This window comes from Saccharomonospora sp. NPDC046836 (genome assembly GCF_040645195.1).
Classification (GTDB): Bacteria; Actinomycetota; Actinomycetes; order Mycobacteriales; family Pseudonocardiaceae; genus Prauserella_A.
The window spans coordinates 143,072-162,607 of record NZ_JBEYXW010000008.1 but is presented as its reverse complement, the minus strand read 5'-3'; the positions used below and the strand labels follow the sequence as shown (position 1 = coordinate 162,607).

At 69.8% G+C, this 19,536-nt stretch carries 21 protein-coding genes; 9 read left to right on the top strand and 12 right to left on the bottom strand.

Annotated elements, in window-relative coordinates:
* Positions 1-144: 144 nt before the first annotated feature.
* A complete protein-coding gene (locus tag ABZ863_RS13015; RefSeq protein WP_358534704.1) occupies positions 145-1,818 on the top strand; it encodes an FAD-dependent oxidoreductase in 1,674 nt (557 codons plus the stop codon).
* Positions 1,815-3,254, top strand: coding sequence for an ATP-binding protein (locus ABZ863_RS13010; protein WP_358534702.1), 1,440 nt, complete (start codon positions 1,815-1,817; stop codon positions 3,252-3,254). The genes ABZ863_RS13015 and ABZ863_RS13010 overlap by 4 nt, the downstream gene beginning before the upstream one ends.
* A gap of 12 nt (positions 3,255-3,266) precedes the next feature.
* Here the strand turns inward: ABZ863_RS13010 and ABZ863_RS13005 are convergent, their stop codons facing one another.
* Positions 3,267-3,821 carry an NADPH-dependent FMN reductase gene (locus tag ABZ863_RS13005; protein ID WP_358534700.1) on the bottom strand — a complete coding sequence of 185 codons (555 nt, stop codon included), beginning with the start codon at positions 3,819-3,821 and terminating at the stop codon, positions 3,267-3,269.
* Between the two features lie 116 nt (positions 3,822-3,937).
* Here ABZ863_RS13005 and ABZ863_RS13000 point away from each other — a divergent pair, with 116 nt between their 5' ends.
* Positions 3,938-4,585: a helix-turn-helix domain-containing protein gene (locus ABZ863_RS13000; RefSeq protein WP_358534698.1), complete on the top strand. Its 648-nt coding sequence runs from the start codon at positions 3,938-3,940 to the stop codon at positions 4,583-4,585.
* Between the two features lie 7 nt (positions 4,586-4,592).
* Here the strand turns inward: ABZ863_RS13000 and ABZ863_RS12995 are convergent, their stop codons facing one another.
* The 6 genes from ABZ863_RS12995 to ABZ863_RS12970 form a co-directional block, all read right to left on the bottom strand.
* Positions 4,593-5,171 (bottom strand): hypothetical protein, encoded by a 579-nt coding sequence (locus ABZ863_RS12995; protein ID WP_358534696.1) that lies wholly within the window; start codon positions 5,169-5,171, stop codon positions 4,593-4,595.
* 14 nt (positions 5,172-5,185) lie between these two features.
* Positions 5,186-6,094, bottom strand: a complete 909-nt coding sequence (gene htpX, locus ABZ863_RS12990) for a zinc metalloprotease HtpX (protein ID WP_358534694.1) — start codon at positions 6,092-6,094, stop codon at positions 5,186-5,188.
* Between the two features lie 5 nt (positions 6,095-6,099).
* A complete protein-coding gene (locus ABZ863_RS12985; protein ID WP_358534692.1) occupies positions 6,100-6,378 on the bottom strand; it encodes a hypothetical protein in 279 nt (92 codons plus the stop codon).
* A complete protein-coding gene (locus ABZ863_RS12980; RefSeq protein ID WP_358534690.1) occupies positions 6,375-7,148 on the bottom strand; it encodes a PspA/IM30 family protein in 774 nt (257 codons plus the stop codon). Before ABZ863_RS12980 ends, ABZ863_RS12985 begins: the two co-directional genes overlap by 4 nt.
* 114 nt (positions 7,149-7,262) lie before the next feature.
* On the bottom strand, positions 7,263-8,243 hold the full coding sequence (locus ABZ863_RS12975) for a hypothetical protein (protein WP_358534688.1): 981 nt from the start codon (positions 8,241-8,243) through the stop codon (positions 7,263-7,265).
* Position 8,244: 1 nt separating this feature from the next.
* Entirely contained in the window at positions 8,245-8,745 is a 501-nt protein-coding gene (locus ABZ863_RS12970) for a SigE family RNA polymerase sigma factor (protein WP_358534686.1), read from the bottom strand.
* A 314-nt stretch (positions 8,746-9,059) separates the two neighbouring features.
* On the opposite strand from ABZ863_RS12970, the gene ABZ863_RS12965 reads away from it, so the two are divergent.
* The 3 genes from ABZ863_RS12965 to ABZ863_RS12955 all read left to right on the top strand — a co-directional run bounded on the left by ABZ863_RS12965 (position 9,060) and on the right by ABZ863_RS12955 (position 11,220).
* Complete coding sequence (locus ABZ863_RS12965; protein WP_358534684.1) at positions 9,060-9,707, top strand: protein-L-isoaspartate(D-aspartate) O-methyltransferase; 648 nt, start codon at positions 9,060-9,062, stop codon at positions 9,705-9,707.
* A 123-nt stretch (positions 9,708-9,830) separates the two neighbouring features.
* Positions 9,831-10,109: a hypothetical protein gene (locus ABZ863_RS12960; RefSeq protein WP_358534682.1), complete on the top strand. Its 279-nt coding sequence runs from the start codon at positions 9,831-9,833 to the stop codon at positions 10,107-10,109.
* A 19-nt stretch (positions 10,110-10,128) separates the two neighbouring features.
* Positions 10,129-11,220: a hypothetical protein gene (locus ABZ863_RS12955; RefSeq protein ID WP_358534680.1), complete on the top strand. Its 1,092-nt coding sequence runs from the start codon at positions 10,129-10,131 to the stop codon at positions 11,218-11,220.
* 36 nt (positions 11,221-11,256) lie between these two features.
* On the opposite strand, the gene ABZ863_RS12950 is transcribed toward ABZ863_RS12955, so the two are convergent.
* Entirely contained in the window at positions 11,257-12,054 is a 798-nt protein-coding gene (locus ABZ863_RS12950) for an HPF/RaiA family ribosome-associated protein (protein WP_358534678.1), read from the bottom strand.
* A 122-nt stretch (positions 12,055-12,176) separates the two neighbouring features.
* Here ABZ863_RS12950 and ABZ863_RS12945 point away from each other — a divergent pair, with 122 nt between their 5' ends.
* The 3 genes from ABZ863_RS12945 (at position 12,177) to ABZ863_RS12935 (ending at position 15,014) form a co-directional block, all read left to right on the top strand.
* Positions 12,177-12,848 (top strand): hypothetical protein, encoded by a 672-nt coding sequence (locus ABZ863_RS12945; protein WP_358534676.1) that lies wholly within the window; start codon positions 12,177-12,179, stop codon positions 12,846-12,848.
* A 71-nt stretch (positions 12,849-12,919) separates the two neighbouring features.
* The gene (locus tag ABZ863_RS12940; protein WP_358534674.1) at positions 12,920-14,452 is read left to right on the top strand and encodes an MFS transporter; all 1,533 of its coding nucleotides are present in this window, start codon (positions 12,920-12,922) and stop codon (positions 14,450-14,452) included.
* 22 nt (positions 14,453-14,474) lie between these two features.
* Complete coding sequence (locus ABZ863_RS12935) at positions 14,475-15,014, top strand: TetR/AcrR family transcriptional regulator (RefSeq protein WP_358534672.1); 540 nt, start codon at positions 14,475-14,477, stop codon at positions 15,012-15,014.
* Positions 15,015-15,020: 6 nt separating this feature from the next.
* Here the strand turns inward: ABZ863_RS12935 and ABZ863_RS12930 are convergent, their stop codons facing one another.
* Genes ABZ863_RS12930 through ABZ863_RS12915 form a run of 4 tightly spaced genes read right to left on the bottom strand, consistent with a single transcriptional unit; the run spans position 15,021 to position 19,534 of the window.
* Positions 15,021-16,223, bottom strand: coding sequence for a lytic murein transglycosylase (locus ABZ863_RS12930; protein WP_358534670.1), 1,203 nt, complete (start codon positions 16,221-16,223; stop codon positions 15,021-15,023).
* A 22-nt stretch (positions 16,224-16,245) separates the two neighbouring features.
* On the bottom strand, positions 16,246-17,064 hold the full coding sequence (locus ABZ863_RS12925) for a phosphate ABC transporter ATP-binding protein (RefSeq protein ID WP_358534668.1): 819 nt from the start codon (positions 17,062-17,064) through the stop codon (positions 16,246-16,248).
* A 32-nt stretch (positions 17,065-17,096) separates the two neighbouring features.
* Positions 17,097-18,011: a sortase gene (locus ABZ863_RS12920; RefSeq protein ID WP_358534666.1), complete on the bottom strand. Its 915-nt coding sequence runs from the start codon at positions 18,009-18,011 to the stop codon at positions 17,097-17,099.
* The gene (locus ABZ863_RS12915; protein ID WP_358534664.1) at positions 18,008-19,534 is read right to left on the bottom strand and encodes a hypothetical protein; all 1,527 of its coding nucleotides are present in this window, start codon (positions 19,532-19,534) and stop codon (positions 18,008-18,010) included. The genes ABZ863_RS12920 and ABZ863_RS12915 overlap by 4 nt, the downstream gene beginning before the upstream one ends.
* Positions 19,535-19,536: the final 2 nt, after the last annotated feature.

Here is a 19,536-nt window from a genome sequence, read left to right as displayed (position 1 = left end):
ACCTCTGTTCACCCCCCGAGCGCAACCAGGTTGGACGACCGTCACACCCCAACAGTCCACAAAGGACATACTGTGTCCGTGGCGTTACCCCGCGGAAACGCCGTGCGACGCGACACGACGGCGCCGCGGCGGCATACTCGACCTGTGACCACAGGCATCGCGCCCGTCCGTCCGGTACTGCTCACGGTGGACGACGATCCGGCGATTTCCCGTGCGGTGGCTCGCGATCTGCGCCGCCGCTACGGCGAGCACCACCGGATCGTCCGTGCCGAATCGGGCGAGCAGGCACTCGACGCGCTGCGGGAGATGGCGTTGCGTGGCGACGCCGTCGCGGTGCTGCTCGCCGACTTCCGCATGCCCGGAATGAACGGCATCGAGTTCCTCGAACAGGCACTCGACCTGTACCCGGGAGCGCGGCGGGTGCTGCTCACGGCGTACGCCGACACCGACGCGGCGATCGATGCGATCAACGTGGTGGATCTCGACCACTACCTGCTCAAGCCGTGGGACCCGCCGGAGGAGAAGCTCTACCCGGTCGTCGACGAGCTGCTCGACGCGTGGCGGACCGCCGACCTCACACCGGTCACCGAGATCCGGGTCGTCGGCCACCGCTGGTCGGCGCGCTCGCACCAGGTACGCGACTTCCTTGCCCGTAACCAGGTTCCCTATCGCTGGTACCAGTCCGACGATCCCGAGGGGCGGCGGCTGCTGGACGCGGCCGGCGAGGACGGCCGTTCGCTGCCGGTCGTGGTCGCACCGGACGGGACGGCGCTCGTGGCGCCGAGCGACGCCACACTCGCCGAGCAGGTTGGGCTGCCGACGGTACCCGCGGCGGACTTCTACGACGTGATCATCATCGGCGGTGGGCCTGCCGGGCTCGGCGCGGCCGTGTACGCCGCATCGGAGGGCCTCCGTACCGTGCTGGTGGAACGCACGGCCACCGGCGGGCAGGCCGGGCAGAGCTCACGGATCGAGAACTACCTCGGCTTCCCCGACGGGGTGTCCGGCGTGCAGCTCACCGACCGGGCCCGCAGGCAGGCGACCCGGTTCGGCGCCGAGGTACTGACGACGCGGGACGTGGTCGGGCTCCAGGCACGTGGCTCGGCGCGCTCGGTGCACTTCGCGGACGGTTCGCGGTTGCACGCGCACGCGGTGATCCTCGCGACCGGCGTGTCCTACCGGCAGCTCCCCTGCCCCGGCGCGGCGGAGCTCACCGGACGTGGCGTCTTCTACGGATCGGCACTCACCGAGGCATCCGGCTGTGCCGGGGAGGACGTCTACGTCGTCGGCGGCGCCAACTCGGCAGGCCAGGCGGCCGTGCATTTCGCCAGGCAGGCCAAGTCCGTGACGATGCTGGTGCGGGCGCCCTCGCTGACGGACTCGATGTCGCACTACCTGATCCAGCAGATCGCGGACAGCCCGAACATCACCGTCCGGCCCTGCATGGAGGTCGTCGCCGCGTACGGCCGTTCCCACCTGGAGCGTCTCGAACTGCGGCACCTGCCCTCCGGCGCGGTCGACACCGTCGAGTCGACGTGGTTGTTCGCGTTCATCGGCGCGAGCCCGCACACGGACTGGCTGGACGGTGTGGTGGCCAGGGACAACGCCGGGTTCGTGCTCGCCGGCGCCGACCTGCTGGCCAACGGGCGCCCGGCAGGCTGGACGCTCGATCGCGAGCCGTACCACCTGGAGACGAGCCTGCCGGGCGTGTTCGTCGCCGGTGACGCGCGCGCCGACTCGATCAAACGGGTGGCCTCCGCGGTGGGCGACGGCGCGATGGCGGTCTCACTCGTGCACCGGTATCTGGAGAAACGATGACCGTAACGCCCTGTGCTGCGGACGAGCTCCGCACGTTGTTCCTCTTCGAGCACCTGACCGCCGACCAGCTCGACCGGCTGTGCCGGGAAGGCTACGTCGAGTCCGTCGAGCCCGGTGTGCTGTACCGGGAAGGCGAACCGGCGACGTGCTTCTACGTCCTCATCGAAGGCGAGGTGGTGCTCTCGCGGCGGGTCGGCAACGAGGACGTGGAGACCACGCGCACCAGCCAGCCAGGCGTCTACGCCGGTGCATGGCAGGCCTATCTCGGCGACCGGGTACCGCAGCTCTACATCGGCACCCTGACCGTGACCGTGCCGTCCCGGTTCTACGTACTCGCCGCCACCGGGCTCGGGGCGATCATGCGCGAGTGGTTCCCGATGGCCGTGCACATGCTGGAGGGCCTGTTCTTCGGGTTCCACAACACGCAGGTCGCGATCGGGCAACGGGAACGCCTGCTGGCGCTCGGGACACTGTCGGCCGGGCTGACCCACGAGCTGAACAACCCCGCCGCCGCCGCGGTGCGCGCGACGGCGAGCCTACGGGAACGGGTTGCCGGAATGCGGCACAAGCTCGAGAAGATCGCCGGGGGCCGCTACGACCGAGCCACCCTGGAGACGTTGATCAAGCTCCAGGAGGCCGCTGCCGAGCAGGCGGCGAAAGCCCCGGCGCTCAGCCCGATGGAGGCCAGCGACCGGGAGGACGCCGTCGGCGACTGGCTCGACGAGCACGGCATCGCCGGTGGCTGGGACCTCGCGCCGACATTCGTCGCGGCGGGGATCGACCCCGACTGGCTGGACCGGGTCATAGCTGTATTGGACGCTTCCGGCGAGCCGGACCCCACGATCCTCGACGGGGCCATCCGCTGGCTGAACTACACCGTCGAAACCGAGCAGCTGATGAGCGAGATCGAGGACTCGACCACGCGGGTCTCCAGTCTCGTGGACGCGGCGAAGCAGTACTCGCAGCTCGACCGCGCGCCGAACCGGGTCGTCGACATCCACGACCTGCTGGAAAGCACGCTCACCATGCTGACCCACAAGATCGGCGACGGGATCCGGGTCGTCCGCGACTACGACCGGAGCCTGCCCCCGGTGCCGGTGTACGCCGCCGAGCTCAACCAGGTCTGGACGAACCTGATCGACAACGCGGTGGACGCGATGGAGGGCAGGGGCACCCTCACCGTGCGGACCGCCGCTGACGGCAATCGCGTGCTGGTGGAGATCGGCGACAGCGGCCCGGGAATCCCCGCCGAGATCCGCGGCCGGATCTTCGATCCCTTCTACACGACGAAACCGTTCGGTCAGGGCACCGGGCTGGGACTCGACATCTCCTGGCGCATCGTGGTGAACCGCCATCACGGCGACATCCGTGTCGAGTCCGCGCCCGGCGACACCCGGTTCCAGGTCCTCCTGCCGCTGGCCCCAGGAGGCGAGTGACCTCGGCCGGACTCAGGCGGCGGCGATCTCCGCGGTGAGCCTGCCGAGCACCTTGTGCAGTCCGTCGACGACCTCCGTGTCGTCGGCAGGGCGGGTCTCGGCGAACCGCGTCACCGAGCCGGGGATGGCGAGCTTGATGTCCTCGATCACCTTCGCGCCTGCGATGCCGACCGACTTGCGCGCTTCGTCCTGCGCCCACACGCCGCCGTACTGGCCGAAGGCGGTGCCGATCACGGCGGTCGGCTTGCCGCTGATGGCGCTGGCGCCGAACGGCCGGGACAACCAGTCGATCGCGTTCTTCAGCACGGCCGGGATCGTCCCGTTGTACTCGGGCGAGAACAGGATGAACGCGTCAGCGGACTCCGCGACCTCTCGCAGCCGGACGGCGGCGGCCGGTACCGAGCCGTCGACGTCGATGTCCTCGTTGTAGAAGGGCACCTCGCCGAGCTCGTCGAACAACACGATCTCCACGCCCTCCGGGGCGTGCTCGGCGGCGGCGTGGGCGAGCTGGCGGTTGTGCGAGCCCGCGCGAAGGCTACCGACGAGGCCCAGGATACGAACGGTCATGGCAGACAACTCCTCGAACACAAGTTAGGGATACAACCGGACCGTGGTCCACTTATGTGTTGTACACCCTAAGCGGACCGTGGTCCAGTTAGCGTGGCGGGGGTTACTCTTGTGTGATGACCGGTGCCGTTCCGCGATCCCCCTCCTCAAGTGACGACGGGCGGGTGATGCTCGACTTGCTGTCGGCCGAGTCGGTGAGCGCAGGCAAGCGAGCCGATGCCGTCCGCAACCGGGCCCGCCTGCTGGAGGCCGCCGCCGAGCTGGTTGCCGAGCGTGGCGCCGCGAACCTGACCATGGACGCCGTTGCCACGGCGGCCTGCGTCGGCAAGGGCACCGTGTTCCGGCGGTTCGGGGACCGCGAGGGCCTGCTGCTGGCCCTGCTCAACCATTCCGAGGAGCAGTTCCAGGAAGCGATGCTGACCGGCCCGCCCCCGCTGGGCCCCGGCGCCGAGGCAGGGCAGCGGCTCCACGCATACGGCCCGGCGCGGCTGCACCACGAGAACGCCAGCATCGACCTCTACCTCGCCGCCGAACCCGGCCCGCTCCGTCGCTACCTCGTGCCCGCGTACGGGGTGCACCTGACGCACATCAGGATGCTGTTACGGCAGGTCGGCGTGGATGGCGACATCGAACTGCTCGCGCACATGCTGCTCCGGTCGCTCGACACCGCATCGCTGCATCATCTGGTGTGCCAGCGTGGCCTGCCCGTGGAACGGCTCGAGGCCGGCTGGCACGATCTGGTCACCCGGCTCACCGGGCACTGAGCCCCGCTCAGGGAACCGGCGCCGACCAGATGGGAAACCACCGCTGGAGGTCCTCCTCGATCGGCAGCTCACCGGACAGCTCGCCGCGCACCTGCAGCTCCAGCTCGGTGTCGCGGCGCTGGGTTCCGGTGGGGGCGAACGGGTAGAACGTTCCGCGTTTGAACAGGTACACCAGTCCAAGACGCCGGTGCCCGCCATCCCTGGTATCCGCGAAACCGATGATCGTGCACAGCAGCGACGGACCGAAGCCTGCGTCGGCGAGCGTCGAGTTCACCGCGTGCAGCTGCGTCACCAGTGCCGGAACGTCCACAGTGGTCTGTCTGGAGGTGATCCAGGTGTAGCCGTACTCGTCGTCGCTGACCGTGATGCTGCCGCCGGGCTCGAGACCGAGCAGCTCCGTGATCTCCTCCCGCGTCCGCGCGGCGGCCCCGCCCTCGGCCGGCTTGAAACAGACCGCGCCCACCCCGCTCGACGCCAGGCCCGTTGCTGCTTCGAGGGTGTAGGCGGCTCCGGGGACGGAGAACAGTACGTCCAGGTTCGGCTGGACCGGTTTCGTACGTCCGAAGAGGACATCCAGTAACCCCACGGCGGCACCGCCTCTCAGAGCTGGTTCGAGAGCGTCGCCAGCTGGTCCAGCCGCTTCTGCAGTGGCGGGTGGGTCGCGAGCAGGCTGGCCAGTGTCAGCCCCTTTCCCACAAGGGGCAGGAAGAAGAAGGCGTTGAACGCCTGTGCGGAGCGCAGGTCACGGGTGGGAATCCGGCCGATGTCGCCGCTGATCTTCGTCAGCGCCGAGGCGAGTGCGGACGGGCGTCCGGTGAGCATCGCGCCGGCCCGGTCGGCAGCCAGCTCGCGATACCGCGACAGCGCCCTGATGAGCAGGAAGCTGATGGCGTACACCGCAGCCGACACGGCCATCACGAGCAGGATCATCAGGAACAGCTGGCCACCGTCACCGTCACGGCCGTCCCTGCGCCCGTCGCCGAACAGGGTTGAGTAGAACGCGAACCGGGCCACGAGCCCAGCCACGACGCCGAGGAACGACGCGACGGTCATCACGACCACGTCGCGGTGGGCGACGTGGGAGAGCTCATGCGCGAGCACGCCTTCCAGCTCACCGGTCTCCAGACGCCGGCTCAGCCCGGTGGTCACGCACAGCACCGCGCGCTTGCTGCTGCGGCCGGTCGCGAACGCGTTCGGCAGGTCGGTGTCGGCGACCGCCACGCGGGGTTTGGGCATGTCGGCGGTCGCGCACAGCCGGTCGACGATGGCGTGCAGCCGCGGCGCCTGTTCGGGGGTGACGACGCGGGCCTGCATGCCGTACAGGGCGATCCGGTCGGAGAACCACCACTGTGCGGCGAGGAGCCCGACCGCGAGCAGGACGACGACCACCACCGACTTGATCAGCACCACGAGGACCGCGATGAACGCGACGTAGAGCAGCCCGAGCAGGAACATCGTGACGCCCATACGCGCCGAGAGCTGGCGGTCCGGCCGGAACCGGGTCTGCATTGGACTCACCCTGGAATCAGGCCGTCGTCGGTCAGCAACGCCGTGAGCTCGGCCAGCTCGGCGTCCGCGGCAGGAAGTACCAGGTCCGACGGAACTATCATGTCGGCGGGCACAGCGGTTCCACGGTCCCTCACCGCGGCGTGCAGTGCCGCCAGCACCGGGCCGAACGCCGCGGTGTCACCGGCGTCGACCGCGTCCTGCAGCTGCCCGTCGAGGGTGTTGAGCTCCTCGACACGACTGTCCTCGACGTCGTACTGGCCCTCGCCGAGAATACGGATGATCACGACGCCTCCGTGCCCTTCGGTTGCTGCTGCTCCCTCGATTCCAGCTGCGCGGGCGGAGCCGGTGCCGCGATCTGGGCTTTCAGCTGAGCGAGCTGGCTCTCGATGGCGGGTTGCCCACCGCGGCCCGAGTCCAGCGCAGCCTGGATGTCGTCACGCTTGCCGATCGGCTGCGACGCGTCGTCCAGTGCGCCCGAGGACATCAGCTCGTCGAGTGCGTCCGCCCGCGCCGACATCTGGGCCGTCCTGTCCTCGGCGCGTTGCATGGCGAGCCCGACATCGCCCATCTCCTCGGAGATACCGGACACCGCCTCACCGATCCTGCTCTGCGCCTCCGCGGCCGTGTACGTGGCCTTGACGGTCTCCTTGCGGGAGCGGAACGCCTCGACCTTGTCCTGCAGGCGCTGCGCGGAGACGGTGAGCCGTTGCTCGTCCGACCGCAGCTGGGCCGCCTGTGGTTGCAGCTGCTCGATCTGCGCGAGGGCGGCCGAGCGGCGGGTCAGTGCCTCACGAGCCAGATCCTCCTGGCCCTGCTGCACGGCCTGCGCCGCCTGCGACTGCAAGTGGTCGGCCGCCTGACCAGCCTGCCGCATCTGGAGCTCCACACGTTTGCGGCTGGTGGCGACATCCGCGAGACCACGGCGCACCTTGGCCAGCATCTCCACCTGCCGCTGGTAGGAGTAGTCCAGCACCTCCCGCGGATCCTCGGCACGGTCGAGCGCCTTGTTGGCCTTGACTCGGAACAGCAGGGCAAGGCGCCGGGCGATACCCATGGCGACCCACTCCTTCCCACGGGTTTCTCCTTATCCCGAGGGTCGTCGCGGCGACGCCGATCTCGCCAGGGACGAGGGTCCTGCCAGGCAGGGCACTAGGTCACGAAGCGGTGGTCAGCCGACGACGCGGGTCGTCCAGTCGCGCTCGTCCAGGCCGAGGAGCGTGATCCGGTCGAGCACGCCCTGCACGCCGCCGATGCGGTCCAGCTCCACCGCCTGGGGCTGGTGCACGGTGACGCAGGCCCGCAGACCCTTCTCGGTCTTGCAGGCAGCGCCGTCCTGCATGCCCCGCTGGTCCTGTGGCTGCACGTCGATGGTCACCCTGCCGCCATTGACGTTGTAGATCAGCTGCATGTCCCAGCCGCCGTCCGGCCCGGACGGCCGGGACAGCAGCGCGTCCTCCACGCGGAAGTTCGCGGGCAGCTCACTGATGCGCAGTGGCAGCGGCACGGGTTCGGTGCCGAACGTGACGTCGGCCGCGACCCGGAGCAGCGTTTGCTGCGGGTCGGGAACGTTGAGGTAGTAGGCGTTCAGTTCGGCCCACCGGCCATCCTCTGTCTGCCAGCGCAGATAGGAGTCGCCGCCGTTGATCGGGTCCCGCGCATCGGCGGTGAGCCAGTACCCCTGGCGGCCCCCGACCTCAGCGGGAACCCGCGCCGGTTCCCCGGCGAATGCCTGCTGTTGCTGGCCGTTCAGCCCCGGTTCCTCGTCGTACACGCTGAGCCAGATGTAGGCCGGGAACTCGCCGAGTCCCCGCGCCAGCGTGTTGTCGCCGTGCGCTCCCACCGCGTAGCCGACCCCGGCGATCGAGTCGGGCAGCCAGCCGAAGTCGGCGTAGGCGCGCAGGGGATTGTGCTCGGTGCTGGCGCCCTCGGCCGCGGGAAGGGCCACGCCCTGATCGGGGGGCTCGCCGGGAGCGAAGACCTGCGGCAACGTCAGCCCCGCCGCGAGGATCACGGCGGCACCGCCCGCGATCGAGCAGTGCCGCAGCCGCCGGCGGCGCCGGCCTGCCCGCCGGGCACGGTCGAGATCGAGCCGCATCGGCGGGGCGGGCTCGTCGGCCAGCTCCGCCAGAGCACTGGTGAGGTCGGTCATGTCAACTCTCCGGGGTAGCAGTGATGGGCTGGCTCTCCAGGAGCCGCCGCAGGGTCTGGAGGCCGCGTGCCGTCTGGCTCTTGACGGTGCCGAGCGAGCAGCCCAAGGTCCTGGCGACCTCGTCGACCGGCAGGTCGCAGTAGTAACGCAGCACCACGGCGGCCCGCTGGCGCGGCGGCAGCGCGGCCAGCGCGCCACGCAGGTCGAGCACTGCCTCGCGGTCCAGCTCCGGCGTCGCCGGATCGTCGTCGGTACCACGCAGATCGACCAGCCGTTGCCAGGACGAGCGCTGCTCGGCGAGGAAGGTGTTCACCAGGGTCTTGCGGACGTAGCCGTCCAGGTTCCAGGCCTTGTTCGCCCGGTGCCAGTTCGTGTAGAGCTTGGTGACCCCGGTCTGGACCAGGTCGTCCGCCCGGTGCCAGTCCCCGCACAGCAGGTAGGCCACCTTGCGCAACCAGGACGCGCGCGCCGTGACGTACTCCGTGAACTCGGCGTCCCCCATCGACGCGCCACCTTCCCGTCCCGCCTCGCGACCGCGAAGCCTCTACCCCATTGATGCCGCCGGGCGGCCGGAAGGTTGCATGTGACACGCGTGACACTACGGGGGCACAAAAAGGCCCGCCCGGGGCTGGGGCTCTCGTCCCTCCTCGAGCGGGTCACCGGGTTTCCCCGGTAAACCGCAGTATGACTCCGTCGTGGTGGGTTGTCATGGGGTCGAAAGTCCCTAGTTTCGGGCGTTCTTCGACTCTGTGACCTCGCGCCAGGCCACCGTCACCGTCGCGGGTGCGACCGAGGAGACGAGATGGCACAGGGCGAATGAGCACGACGCCTTCCCCGGACGAGCTCGCCGAGGCCGTGGCGGCGGCCGGTGTCAGCGACGAGCGGGTGCTGGACGCCGTTCGACGGACGCCGCGAGCGGCCTTCGTGCCCGCCGGCCACCGCGCGGCCGCCTATACCGACGAACCGCTTCCGATCGGTCACGCTCAGGTGACCACGCAGCCGTCACTGTCGGCGCGGATGATCCAGGGCCTCGCGCTCACCGGAGCGGAACACGTCCTCGAGATCGGGACCGGTCACGGTTTCCAGACAGCGCTGCTGGCCCGCCTGGCGGCTGATGTGGTCAGCGTCGAGCGATGGCCGGACCTGGCCGAACGGGCACAGCGGAACCTCAGCCGCGCCGGCATCCGCAACGTGACCCTGCTGACCGGCGACGGGAGCGGCGGGGTGCCGGAGCACGCCCCCTACGACGCGATCATCGTCTCGGCCGCCTACCCCGAGGTTCCCCCGCCGCTGGCCGATCAGCTCCGCGCCGGTGGCAGGCTCGTCCAGCCGATCGGGTGGGGCGGGCACGAGGAGGTCGTCCTGTTCCAGCACACTCCCGGCGGGCTGCGCAGCCGCGATGTGCTGGCGCTGGCCAGGTTCGTCCGGTTGCACGGCGACTACGGCTTTCCCCTGCCGAAGTGACTTTCTCCTCTGTCCACCCACACGCGCCCGGCGCGACCGTGCGAGAAAGGACGACGATCGGCGGTGGCACTCCGCGATCCTCCGAGCCCGGCACGTTGACTGTCCGAAGAGGAGAGACAGCACATGACCGACAACTTGCGGCGCTACGTGGCGCAGTCGCAGGGCCCGCACCGGTGGGACGGCACAGCCGGCCACACCGACGCCAGCACAGTGTGCGCCCAGGCGGAGCGCGCCATCGCGTACTTCGGCAACCGACTCGGCGTCGAGTACCGCACCCGCATCGAATCCGCCCTGCGCGAGGTGCGCGGCGCATTGATGAACCACGACCTGAGGCTGGCCGGCCAGCGCGCCGAGGTTCTCAAGACCGTTCTTCAGGAAGCCGGTGGAGTCCAGAACGCCTAGCCACCGCAAAGGAAACACGATGGATCGGTTCTCCCGGCACGAGCTGACCGTACTGCTCGAACAGCCACGGTCGCACTGCGTGTCGATGTATCTGCCCACGCATCGAGCGGGCCCCGAGACACAGCAGGACCCCATCGGGCTGACCAACCTCGTGCACAGCGCCGAGGAGAAACTGGTGGCCACCGGAGAGCGCCGCGCCGACGCTCGCGACCTGCTGCGGCCGGCGCGTGCCCTCATGGATGACGCGGGTTTCTGGCGGTATCGGGGCGATGGCGTCGGCGTGTTCCTGCGGGCCGGCTGGTGGCGGGCCTTCCGGCTGCCGCTCGCCTTCGAGTCACTGGTCGCGGTCTCGGACCGCTTCCACGTCTTCCCGCTGCTGCCGCTGCTCACCGGCGACGGCAGGTTCTTCCTACTGGCGTTGAGCGAGAACGAGGTGCGGCTGCTCTCCTGCACCCGCTCCGGCGCGGAGGTGCTGACCGTGCCCGACATGCCACGCGGTGTCCAGGACGCGCTGCGCTACGACGAGCTACAACGCCAGCGCGGTCACCACTCCGGGCAGGGTACCGGGGCGAACGTCCGGACCATCCTCCACGGCCAGGGCATCGGCGCGGAGGTGCAGAAGGAGCGGCTCGGCCGCTACCTGCAGACCGTGCACCACGCCGTCCGCCCTGCTCTGCGCGGGCAGCACGCCCCACTCGTGCTGGCGGGCGTCGACCACATCCGCGCGGCCTTCCGCGACATCACCGGCTACCCACATGTCCTGAAAGCCGGTGTTCCCGGCAATCCGGACCGGGTCCCGGCAGCGGATCTGCACGCCCGTGCGTGGCTGCTGACGGAGCCGGAGTTCGACCGCAGGCGACAGGCAGCGGCGGCGCGCTACGCGGAGGCGCTGGGTACGGGGCTGGCCACCGACGATCCGGACATGGCCGTCGACGCCGCCCGCGCCGGGCGGGTCGAGGTGCTGTTCCTGTCCGCCGGAGCAGCACCTCGGGAGTGGGAACGGCTCGAAACCGCCGCGAAGCACACAATCCGGACCAGCGGCATCCTCTATACCGTCGCGCCCGCCGATATGCCCGGCCGGGCGCCGGTGGCAGCGCTGCTCCGCTACTGAACGCTGAGTTGTCTACGCTGTCTACTGTGGACCGTCTTACGCGGCGGGTGTGATCAGCCCGTAGTGCCCGTCATAGCGGTGATACAGCACGCGGGCCCTGCCCAGCGCGGGGTCGACGAAGAACAGGAACGGCAGGCCCGTCAGTGTGAGCCGCTCGACGGCACCCCCTGTGCTGAGCGCGGGTGCGGGTTGCGGGCTGATCGTCACCGGCAGCTGGTGCGTGGCGAGCCCGCCGGGCTCTGGTGGCGTCGGTTGCGCGAGCCGGTAGCCGGTGGTGCCTGCACGGTAGAGCACGCTGTCGTGTCCGGTGCCGGACTCGGTGAACAGGTGGAAGTCGTAGTCCAGCAGCTCCATTTCCGCGGCGGCGTCGTCCACGGTGCAGCGAGGCACGGTGAAGGACTTGTGCCGGACGATCTCCCGTTCGGCGGGTGGGCGCGGAAAGTAGCCGGGCCGGTGCGCGGGTTCGGAGATGTGGCGCCACTCGTCCGGCCCCGGCATGCGGCCGCGCCGGGCCTCCCAGTGCTGGGCGACACGCGCGAGCCGTTGCCGCAGTGTGGCGCCGAGCCGGTCGATCGCCTCCTCCGCGGTCGGCGCCGCGACCTGCGCGCGCACCAGGCGGCCGTTGACGTCGAGGTTCGCCTGTGCGATCACCGGCCGCGCCACCGCCGGGTTACCGTGCCGGGTCAGCCGCACTCGCGCGGCGAGCACCGGCTCGTGGGCGAGCTTGGCCAGCTTGCCGATCTTGGTGCGTGCGTAGTCGACCGCGGTGGGTGTGAACTCGTCACGGACTGTCACGTCCACGGCGACTGCCGCGCTCGTCCTGGATCGACGCATGCCAGTCAGTCCTTCCCTGGGTCGCCGTTGTCCCGTGAACCGTTGCTACGCCGCCGCTGCGAGGCGGACCTAGGGCCGAAAGGTCCTTCTCGCCAAAGCCACAGCGGTGGGACGCTGACGAGATGAGCGGACAGCGTTCCGGGGTCCGTCTACTCCGGTTCGGCACGGCCGCCGCCGCGGCGACGGTCTACGCGTTGCGGGTCCGGCCACGGCTGCTGACCTGGGGCGCCACGCGGGACGAGGCCGCCCGCGCCTATCCCGGTGACGAACTGGTCCCCGACGCCGGCGGCTCCTCGACGATGGCCACGACCCTTCCCGCCCCGCCCGAGCGGGTCTGGGCCTGGCTGGTGCAGATGGGCGCTGACCGCGGCGGCTGGTACAGCTGGGACCGGCTGGACCACTATGGCGAACCGAGCACGGACCGCATTGTCGCCGAATGGCAGAGCCTGCGGGTGGGGCAACGGGTGAGCGCATCGCGCAACGGCCAGACCTGGTTCACGGTCGCGATGCTGGAGCCGAACCGCACCCTGGTGCTGCGGTCGGATCTGGTGCTGCCGTCCGGCCGCTCCTTCAACGCCGGGTCCACTCCCCTGCCCCTGGCCTATCTGAACGGGATCTGGGCGTTCCACCTGCGACCGACCCCTGGCGAGCAGACCCGTCTCGTGGTCCGCACCCGCGGCCGGAGCCGCCCACGCCGGCTGACCCGGCCGTTCGACCTGCTGGTCGGCGAGCCCGCACACGTGACCATGCAGCTGCGCCAGTTCCAGAACCTGCGTTCCCGGGTGATCACCTGAAAGTGGTCTACATCAATCGGTGGGCTCTCGGGTCGTGTCAAACTATACATTCTTGATGGTACAGTTTCAGAGTGACTGTTGATCGCGCACCAGCCCACGACCCGATGCTGTTGACCGCTCGGCAACGCTGGACACTGCTGGTGGTGCTGGGTGCGGGCCTGGTGCTGATCGCGTTGGACAACTCGATCCTGTACACGGCATTGCCCACACTCACCAGGGAGCTCGGTGCGTCCAGCACGGAGGGTCTCTGGATCATCAATGCCTATCCGGTGGTGATGGCCGGGTTGCTTCTCGGGGCGGGGACACTGGGTGACCGCGTCGGGCACCGGCGGATGTTCCTGATCGGTCTGGTGGTGTTCGCGGGCGCCTCACTCGTGGCCGCCTTCGCGCCGAACCCCGGGGTACTGATCGCCGGCAGGGCGGCGCTGGCGGTGGGAGCTGCGGCGATGATGCCGTCCACGCTCGCGCTGATCCGCGTCACGTTCCGCGACGATCGCGAGCGCAACATCGCGATCGCGATCTGGGGTTCACTGGCGATCGTCGGCGGCGCGGCGGGCCCGCTGCTGGGTGGCCTGCTGCTCGAGCGGCTGTGGTGGGGCTCGGTGTTCCTGATCAACGTGCCGATCGCCGTGCTGGCCTTCGCCGTCGCGGCGAGGATCGCGCCGCCGAACGACGCGGACCCCTCGAAGCGGTGGGACCTGGTCTCGTCACTGCAGATCATGGTCACGCTCGTCGGCCTCGTCGTGGCGATCAAGGAGCTCGCGACGTCCGATCCGTCCTGGCCCGTCGCCGTCATCGCGCTGATCGCGACCGTCGGCGGGGCGCTGGTCTTCACCCGGCGTCAGCGGCGACTGCCCTACCCGTTGCTCGATCTCACGATCTTCCGTAACCCCGCGTTCCTGTCCGGGGTGCTCGCCGCCGGGTTCGCGATGTTCGCCACGGGCGGGGTACAGCTGGTGACCACGCAGCGCTTCCAGCTGGTCTCCGACTTCAGCCCACTACAGGCGGGTCTGCTGGTCTCCGCCCTCGTCCTCGGTTCGCTTCCCACCGCACTGCTCGGTGGCGCGTTCCTGCACGTCATCGGCATGCGCTACCTCATAAGCGGCGGTCTGTTCGTCGCCGCGGCCGGTGTGCTGACCACGCTGTACGGGATCAGCGCCGGGTTCGGGTGGGTCATCGGAGGGCTGGCGCTTGCCGGCATGGGGCTCGGTGCCGTGATGGCGGTGGCGTCCACCGCGATCATCGGCAACGTGCCCGCCCGCCGCGCCGGCATGGCGTCCTCCGTCGAAGAGGTCTCCTACGAGTTCGGGAACCTCACCGCCGTCGCTCTCCTCGGGGCCCTCCTCGGCGCCGTCTACACCGGGACCGTCGAGCTGCCTGCCGGCGCACCGGCCGCGGCGCACGACTCGCTGATCGGGGCGATCACCACCGCCGGCTCGGACCGGGGCATCCTGGACGCGGCCTTCAGCGCCTTCGACCACGGCTACGCTGTCGTCATGGTCATCGCGGCAGCCGTACTGGCCCTCGCCGCGGCCATCACCGCCGTGCTGTTGCGCCGCTACGGGCCGGGTTCGGCGTCGTCAGCGTATGACTCCAGCCACTGAGAAGGAACGGGAAGGAGCGTCCATGCGCGTGAGCAACCGCGGCACGATCCTGAGTGCCGCCGTGCGCCTAGTCCAACGCGAGGGCGTCACGGCGGTCACGTTCGACTCCGTCGCCGCGGAGGCCGAGCTGACTCGTGGTGGGATCATGTACCACTTTCCCTCGCGCGAGGCCCTGCTCGCCGCAATCCACCAGCACCTGGCCGCCGAATGGGAAGCCACCCTCGTCGACGCGGCAGGCAAATCGTACGACCAGGCGACTCCCGATGAACGCCTCGCCGCCTACGCCAGGGTGTGTGCGCAGTCCTCCACCCGCGCCGAACTGCAGCTCATGCTCGAAGCGGCGACCCACCCCGAGCACAACCTCCCCTGGAAGGCCGTGCTCGACCGCTGGACGACGCCGATCGACGCGGTCGACACCGATCGAGGCGTGCTGATCCGGTTCATCGCCCGCCTGGCCGCCGACGGCCTCTGGATGTACGAGTCCGTGTTCGACCAGCCGCTCCCTCCCCAGACCCGGGAGCGGCTGGCCGAACACATCGCCCAGATGATCCTGCAGCCCTAGGCGAGGTCAGACCGGCACGGCGGCGCCACCTGCCGGCAGGTCTGTGGGCTGCGGGCTCGACGGAGCCGGCTCGGCCGGTGTGCTCGTGTCGGTGTCCGCGGGCGGCTCGGAGCTGGGCGGGGTGGGCTCAGGAGTGGTCGGCTCGGGACTTGTCGGCGTGGGCTCGGGACTGGTCGGTGGCGGCTCGGAACTGGGCGGTGCCGACGTGGAACTGGTCGGCGGCGGCGTCGAACTGGGCGGTGCCGGCACAGAGCTGGTCGGCGACGGCGGGCTGGATGGCTCCGGGCTCGCCGGTGGCGTGCCACCCGGTGCCTTCCCAGGAGCAGCCGGTCCAGCCGGCCGTTGTCCGGTCGGCGCCGGCGCATCGTCCGGCGCGTGCTGCGGGGCTGCCGCTCCAGCGGCGACGACCCATCCGCCGCCGTCTGTGCTGTCGGGTTCTGGTGTCACGCCACGGGCATAGGTGTCGGCCCAGCTGAGGACCGTGCGAACGTAGGTCTGCGAATGGTTGTAGCGGAACACCGCCGCGGCCCGCTGCTGGCGATCGGACAGGTCGGTCCCACCGGCGCAGAGATAGCGGCCCGCGGCCAGCACCGCGTCGTGGATGTTGTGCGGGCTCAGCACACCGTCGCCGTTGCCGTCGGCCGCGTAGTGCCGCCAGGTGGACGGTATGAACTGCATCGGGCCCACCGCGCGATCCCAGACGGTGTCCCCGTCGAACAGGCCGCCGTCCGTGTCGGGGATCGCTGCGAAGTCGCCACCATTGAGCACCGGTCCCAGAATCGGTTGCGCCGTGTTGCCTTCGGCATCCACCAGCCCGCCCCTGGCGTGGCCGGACTCGACCTTGCCGATGGCCGCCAGCAGCGACCACGGCGCGTGGCAGCCCGGAAGTCCGGTGCCCAGTGTCCGCTCCGCCCGCTGGTAGGCCGCCAACGCGGAAGCCGGGATGCCGAAGCCGGCATCCGGCGCCGAGGCCACCGGACCCGCCGTGTACAGCACGGGCGGTTCGGTGGTCGGCACGACCTCCGTCTCCAGTGTGTCGAGCGGGATCGGCTCAGGTAGCGAGCCGTCCACACTGGGCGCCCACGGCGGCGGGGTGGGGGCCGCGAGCGCCAGCTGCGTCGTGGGCCGGTTGGGCAGATCGGCGCCGAGCAGCGTCGGCGCCACGAGCACGGCACCCGCGGCGGCGGCGTACCGTAGCCAGTTCCGCATCTTGTTCCTCCAAAGCGGACGATCAGCCGAAGCGGCCGTTCACGTAGTCCTCGGTGCGCGGGTCCGAGGGAGTATCGAAGATCACGTCGGTCGGCCCTGACTCGACGATGACGCCTGGGTTTCCGTTCTCTGCCAGGAAGAACGCGCACTGGCGGGACACCCGGGCGGCCTGCTGCATGTTGTGCGTGACGATCACGATCGTGATCTCGTCTGCGAGCTCGGCGATCGTCTCCTCGATGCGGCGGGTCGACGTCGGGTCCAGCGCGGAGCACGGCTCGTCCATGAGCAGCACCTTCGGGCGCACGGCGAGCGAACGCGCGATGCAGAGCCGCTGCTGCTGCCCTCCGGACAGGGCGCCGCCGGGCTGGCGCAGCCGCTCCCGGACCTCCTTCCACAGCCCGGCCTTGCTGAGGCACTCCTCCACCAGACTGTCCTTTTCAGACCTCCTGGCTCGCCTGCCGGTGAGCTTGAGACCCGCGACCACGTTGTCGTAAATGGACATCGCCGGGAACGGGTTCGGCTTCTGGAACACCATCCCGATCTGGCTGCGCGCCTCGGTGAGCTTCCAGCGGCGGCCGTAGATATCGTTGTCGTTCAACAGGACCTCGCCGGCCAGTGACGCTCCCGGCACCAGCTCGTGCATGCGGTTGAGCGTGCGCAGGAACGTGGACTTCCCGCAGCCGGACGGGCCGATCAGCGCGGTGACCGACCCGCCCGGCATCACCAGCGAGACCCGGTCGAGCACCTTGTGGTCGCCGAACCAGGCCGAGATCGACCTCGCTTCCAGGCTCGCCGGCTCGCTGGTAATGGCCGAGATCTCCATCGTGTCGGTCAGTGTCATCGTCTCGCTCCTCGAGTGGCTCACGTCAGCACTCACATCAGGTTGGGGAGCAGGGCTGCCGCATGGTCCGCGACGGCCGAGCCGAGCGCACCGAGCACCGGGATGCCGATGATCCAGGCGTGCCAACGGCCAGCGCGCCTGCGGACATAAACCACGCCCAGCGCGGCAACCAGCAGGATCGCTGTCCACAGCACGATTCCGGTCAGCGCCGACGGATCGCTCCTCAGTACGCGCTCGGACTCCGCTATCGCGAACGACGGAACGACGCCGTTGGTCGGCTGGGCGGGGCTCACGAGCCGGGCATCGACCCGCAGCACGTCGGTGGGCAGGAACATCGGCCCGTCCGCGGTGTCGAGCACCAGCCTGCCCTCACCGTCGCGCAGGGCGGGAGGCAGTGGGTCACCCGCCCTGCGCACGCCGGTGACGGCGTAGACGTGCTCGCCCTGCCCGGTGATGATGCGGATCTCGTCGTTGCGGTGGAGCTGCCCGAGGTCGGCGAACGGTGCACCGTAGGCCGCGCGCCTGCCCATGATCACGCTGAGACCCGCCTGTCCCGGCAGCATTGTGTCGCGCTGGTGTCCAGGACCGGCCATCAGCGCGGTCGCGGAGGTACCCTCCCCGACCACCTCGTGCACCCCGATGCGGGGAATGTGGATGATCGCGACCGGGGTGCCGGGCTCCAACAGGCGCCGCTGTTCGTCGAGCGGTGAGACCGGGCCGACTCCTTGCGCCAGCTCGGAACGGAACTGGTCGTAGGCGAGCTCCTGCGCTCGGTCGTGGGACAGTGCGCCCAGCACGGTCACCTGGAACACGAACCCGAGCATGATCGCCGCGACGATGCCGAGCGCATGGGCAGCCGTGCGAAGGCCTGCCTGATGCGGTTCCGGCGCGCCTGCCACCGGTGCAGGCGCCGGCGCCTGCACCGGTGGCAGCTCCACAGTGGTCACAAGTGGTTCCCGCCGGGTTCACTCCGGTCCGCGGCACGCCTGCGGGACGCCTGGAGCGCCAGCGCGCCGCCGCCGACGAGACCGAGCCCGAGCAGTACGGCGAGTCCGATCGGGGTGCCGGTGTAGGCCAGGTCGCCGGTGTCCGATCCGGCATCGGGCGATGTGCCTTGGCCTAGGTCCGTGGTCCCGTCGTCCTCCGGAGTGATGACGTCCGAGGGGAACTCGTCCGTCGTCGTCTCGGTGTCCGTTGTGGACTCATCGGTCGTGGTGTCGGTGGTCGTCTCGGTGTCGCTGGTGGTGGTCGACGTCGGGCCGTCGGTCGTGGTCGTGGTCGTCGTCCCGCCACCCGGGTCGGTGGTGGTGAAGTGGGTGGCGTCGGTGAACCAGATCTTCGTGTCGAAGAAGCCCTTGACCTCCTGCGAGAACGCGTCGACGCAGTTGAGCACGATCCGGTACTCGCCGGCCTGGATGGTGGTCTCGGCGTCGCGGGCGATGTCGGCGAACGACTGGTAGAAGTAGACCCCGAACGGATCGGACTTCGACATTCCCGCTTCCGATGTGGTCGCCGCGATCAGCCCGTCCGCCCAGCCACCCGGGCCGAACACGAACATGTTGTAGGCGTCGGCATCCGTCGCGCAGCCGCCGCTGGACTGGACGCGCGGCGCACTGATGTCGAGTCCGGTCTCCGGCTGCACGGTCAGCGAGCCCAGCCGTCCCGGTGCCGGTGCGGGGTCGCTCGTCGTGGTCGTCGTTTCCGCCGTGGTCGTGGTGGTGCTCGCGTCAGTCGTTGTCGTGGTGACGTCCGTCGTTGTCGTCGTCGCGTCGGTCGTCGTGGTCGTGGGCTCGGTTGTCGTCGTGGTCGGCTCAGTGGTGGTCGGTTCGGTGGTCGTGGGCTCGGTTGTCGTCGTGGTCGGCTCGGTCGTGGTCGGCTCGGTCGTCGTCGGCTCTGTGGTGGTCGGCTCTGTGGTGGTCGGCTCGGTCGTGCTGGTGGTCGGGTCAGTGGTCGTGGTGCTGGTCGCGTCAGTCGTCGTAGTGGTGGTGGTCGGCGCGTTCGGGTCGGTGCTGGTGTAGTGGGTCGCGTCGGTGAACCAGATCTTGGTGGTGAACGTGCCCTTCACCTCGGTGGTGAACATGTCCACACAGTTGGCCACCACGGTGTACTCGCCGGGCAGGATCACGGTGTTGTTGTCGACGGCGATGTCGACGAACGACTTGGTGAAGTTGACCGCGAACGGCTGTGTGGTGGAGAACCCGGCGTCACTGGTGCCATACGTGGCCAGCAGCCCGCCGGACCAGCCGCCGGGGCCGTAGACGAACGCGTTGTAGCCGTCGGAGTCCGTCGTACAGCCCGTCGCGGTGCGGACGAGGGGCGCGGTGATCTCGCGGCCACTGGGCGGTTCCATCGTCATCGAGCCGAGTGTCGCAGTGGGCGGCTCGGCGTGCCCCGAGGTCTCGATCATCAGCACCGTCACGAGCGATGCCGTCAGCACGCCGCCCGCGGCCGCCAGGTGCCATTTGCGCATGG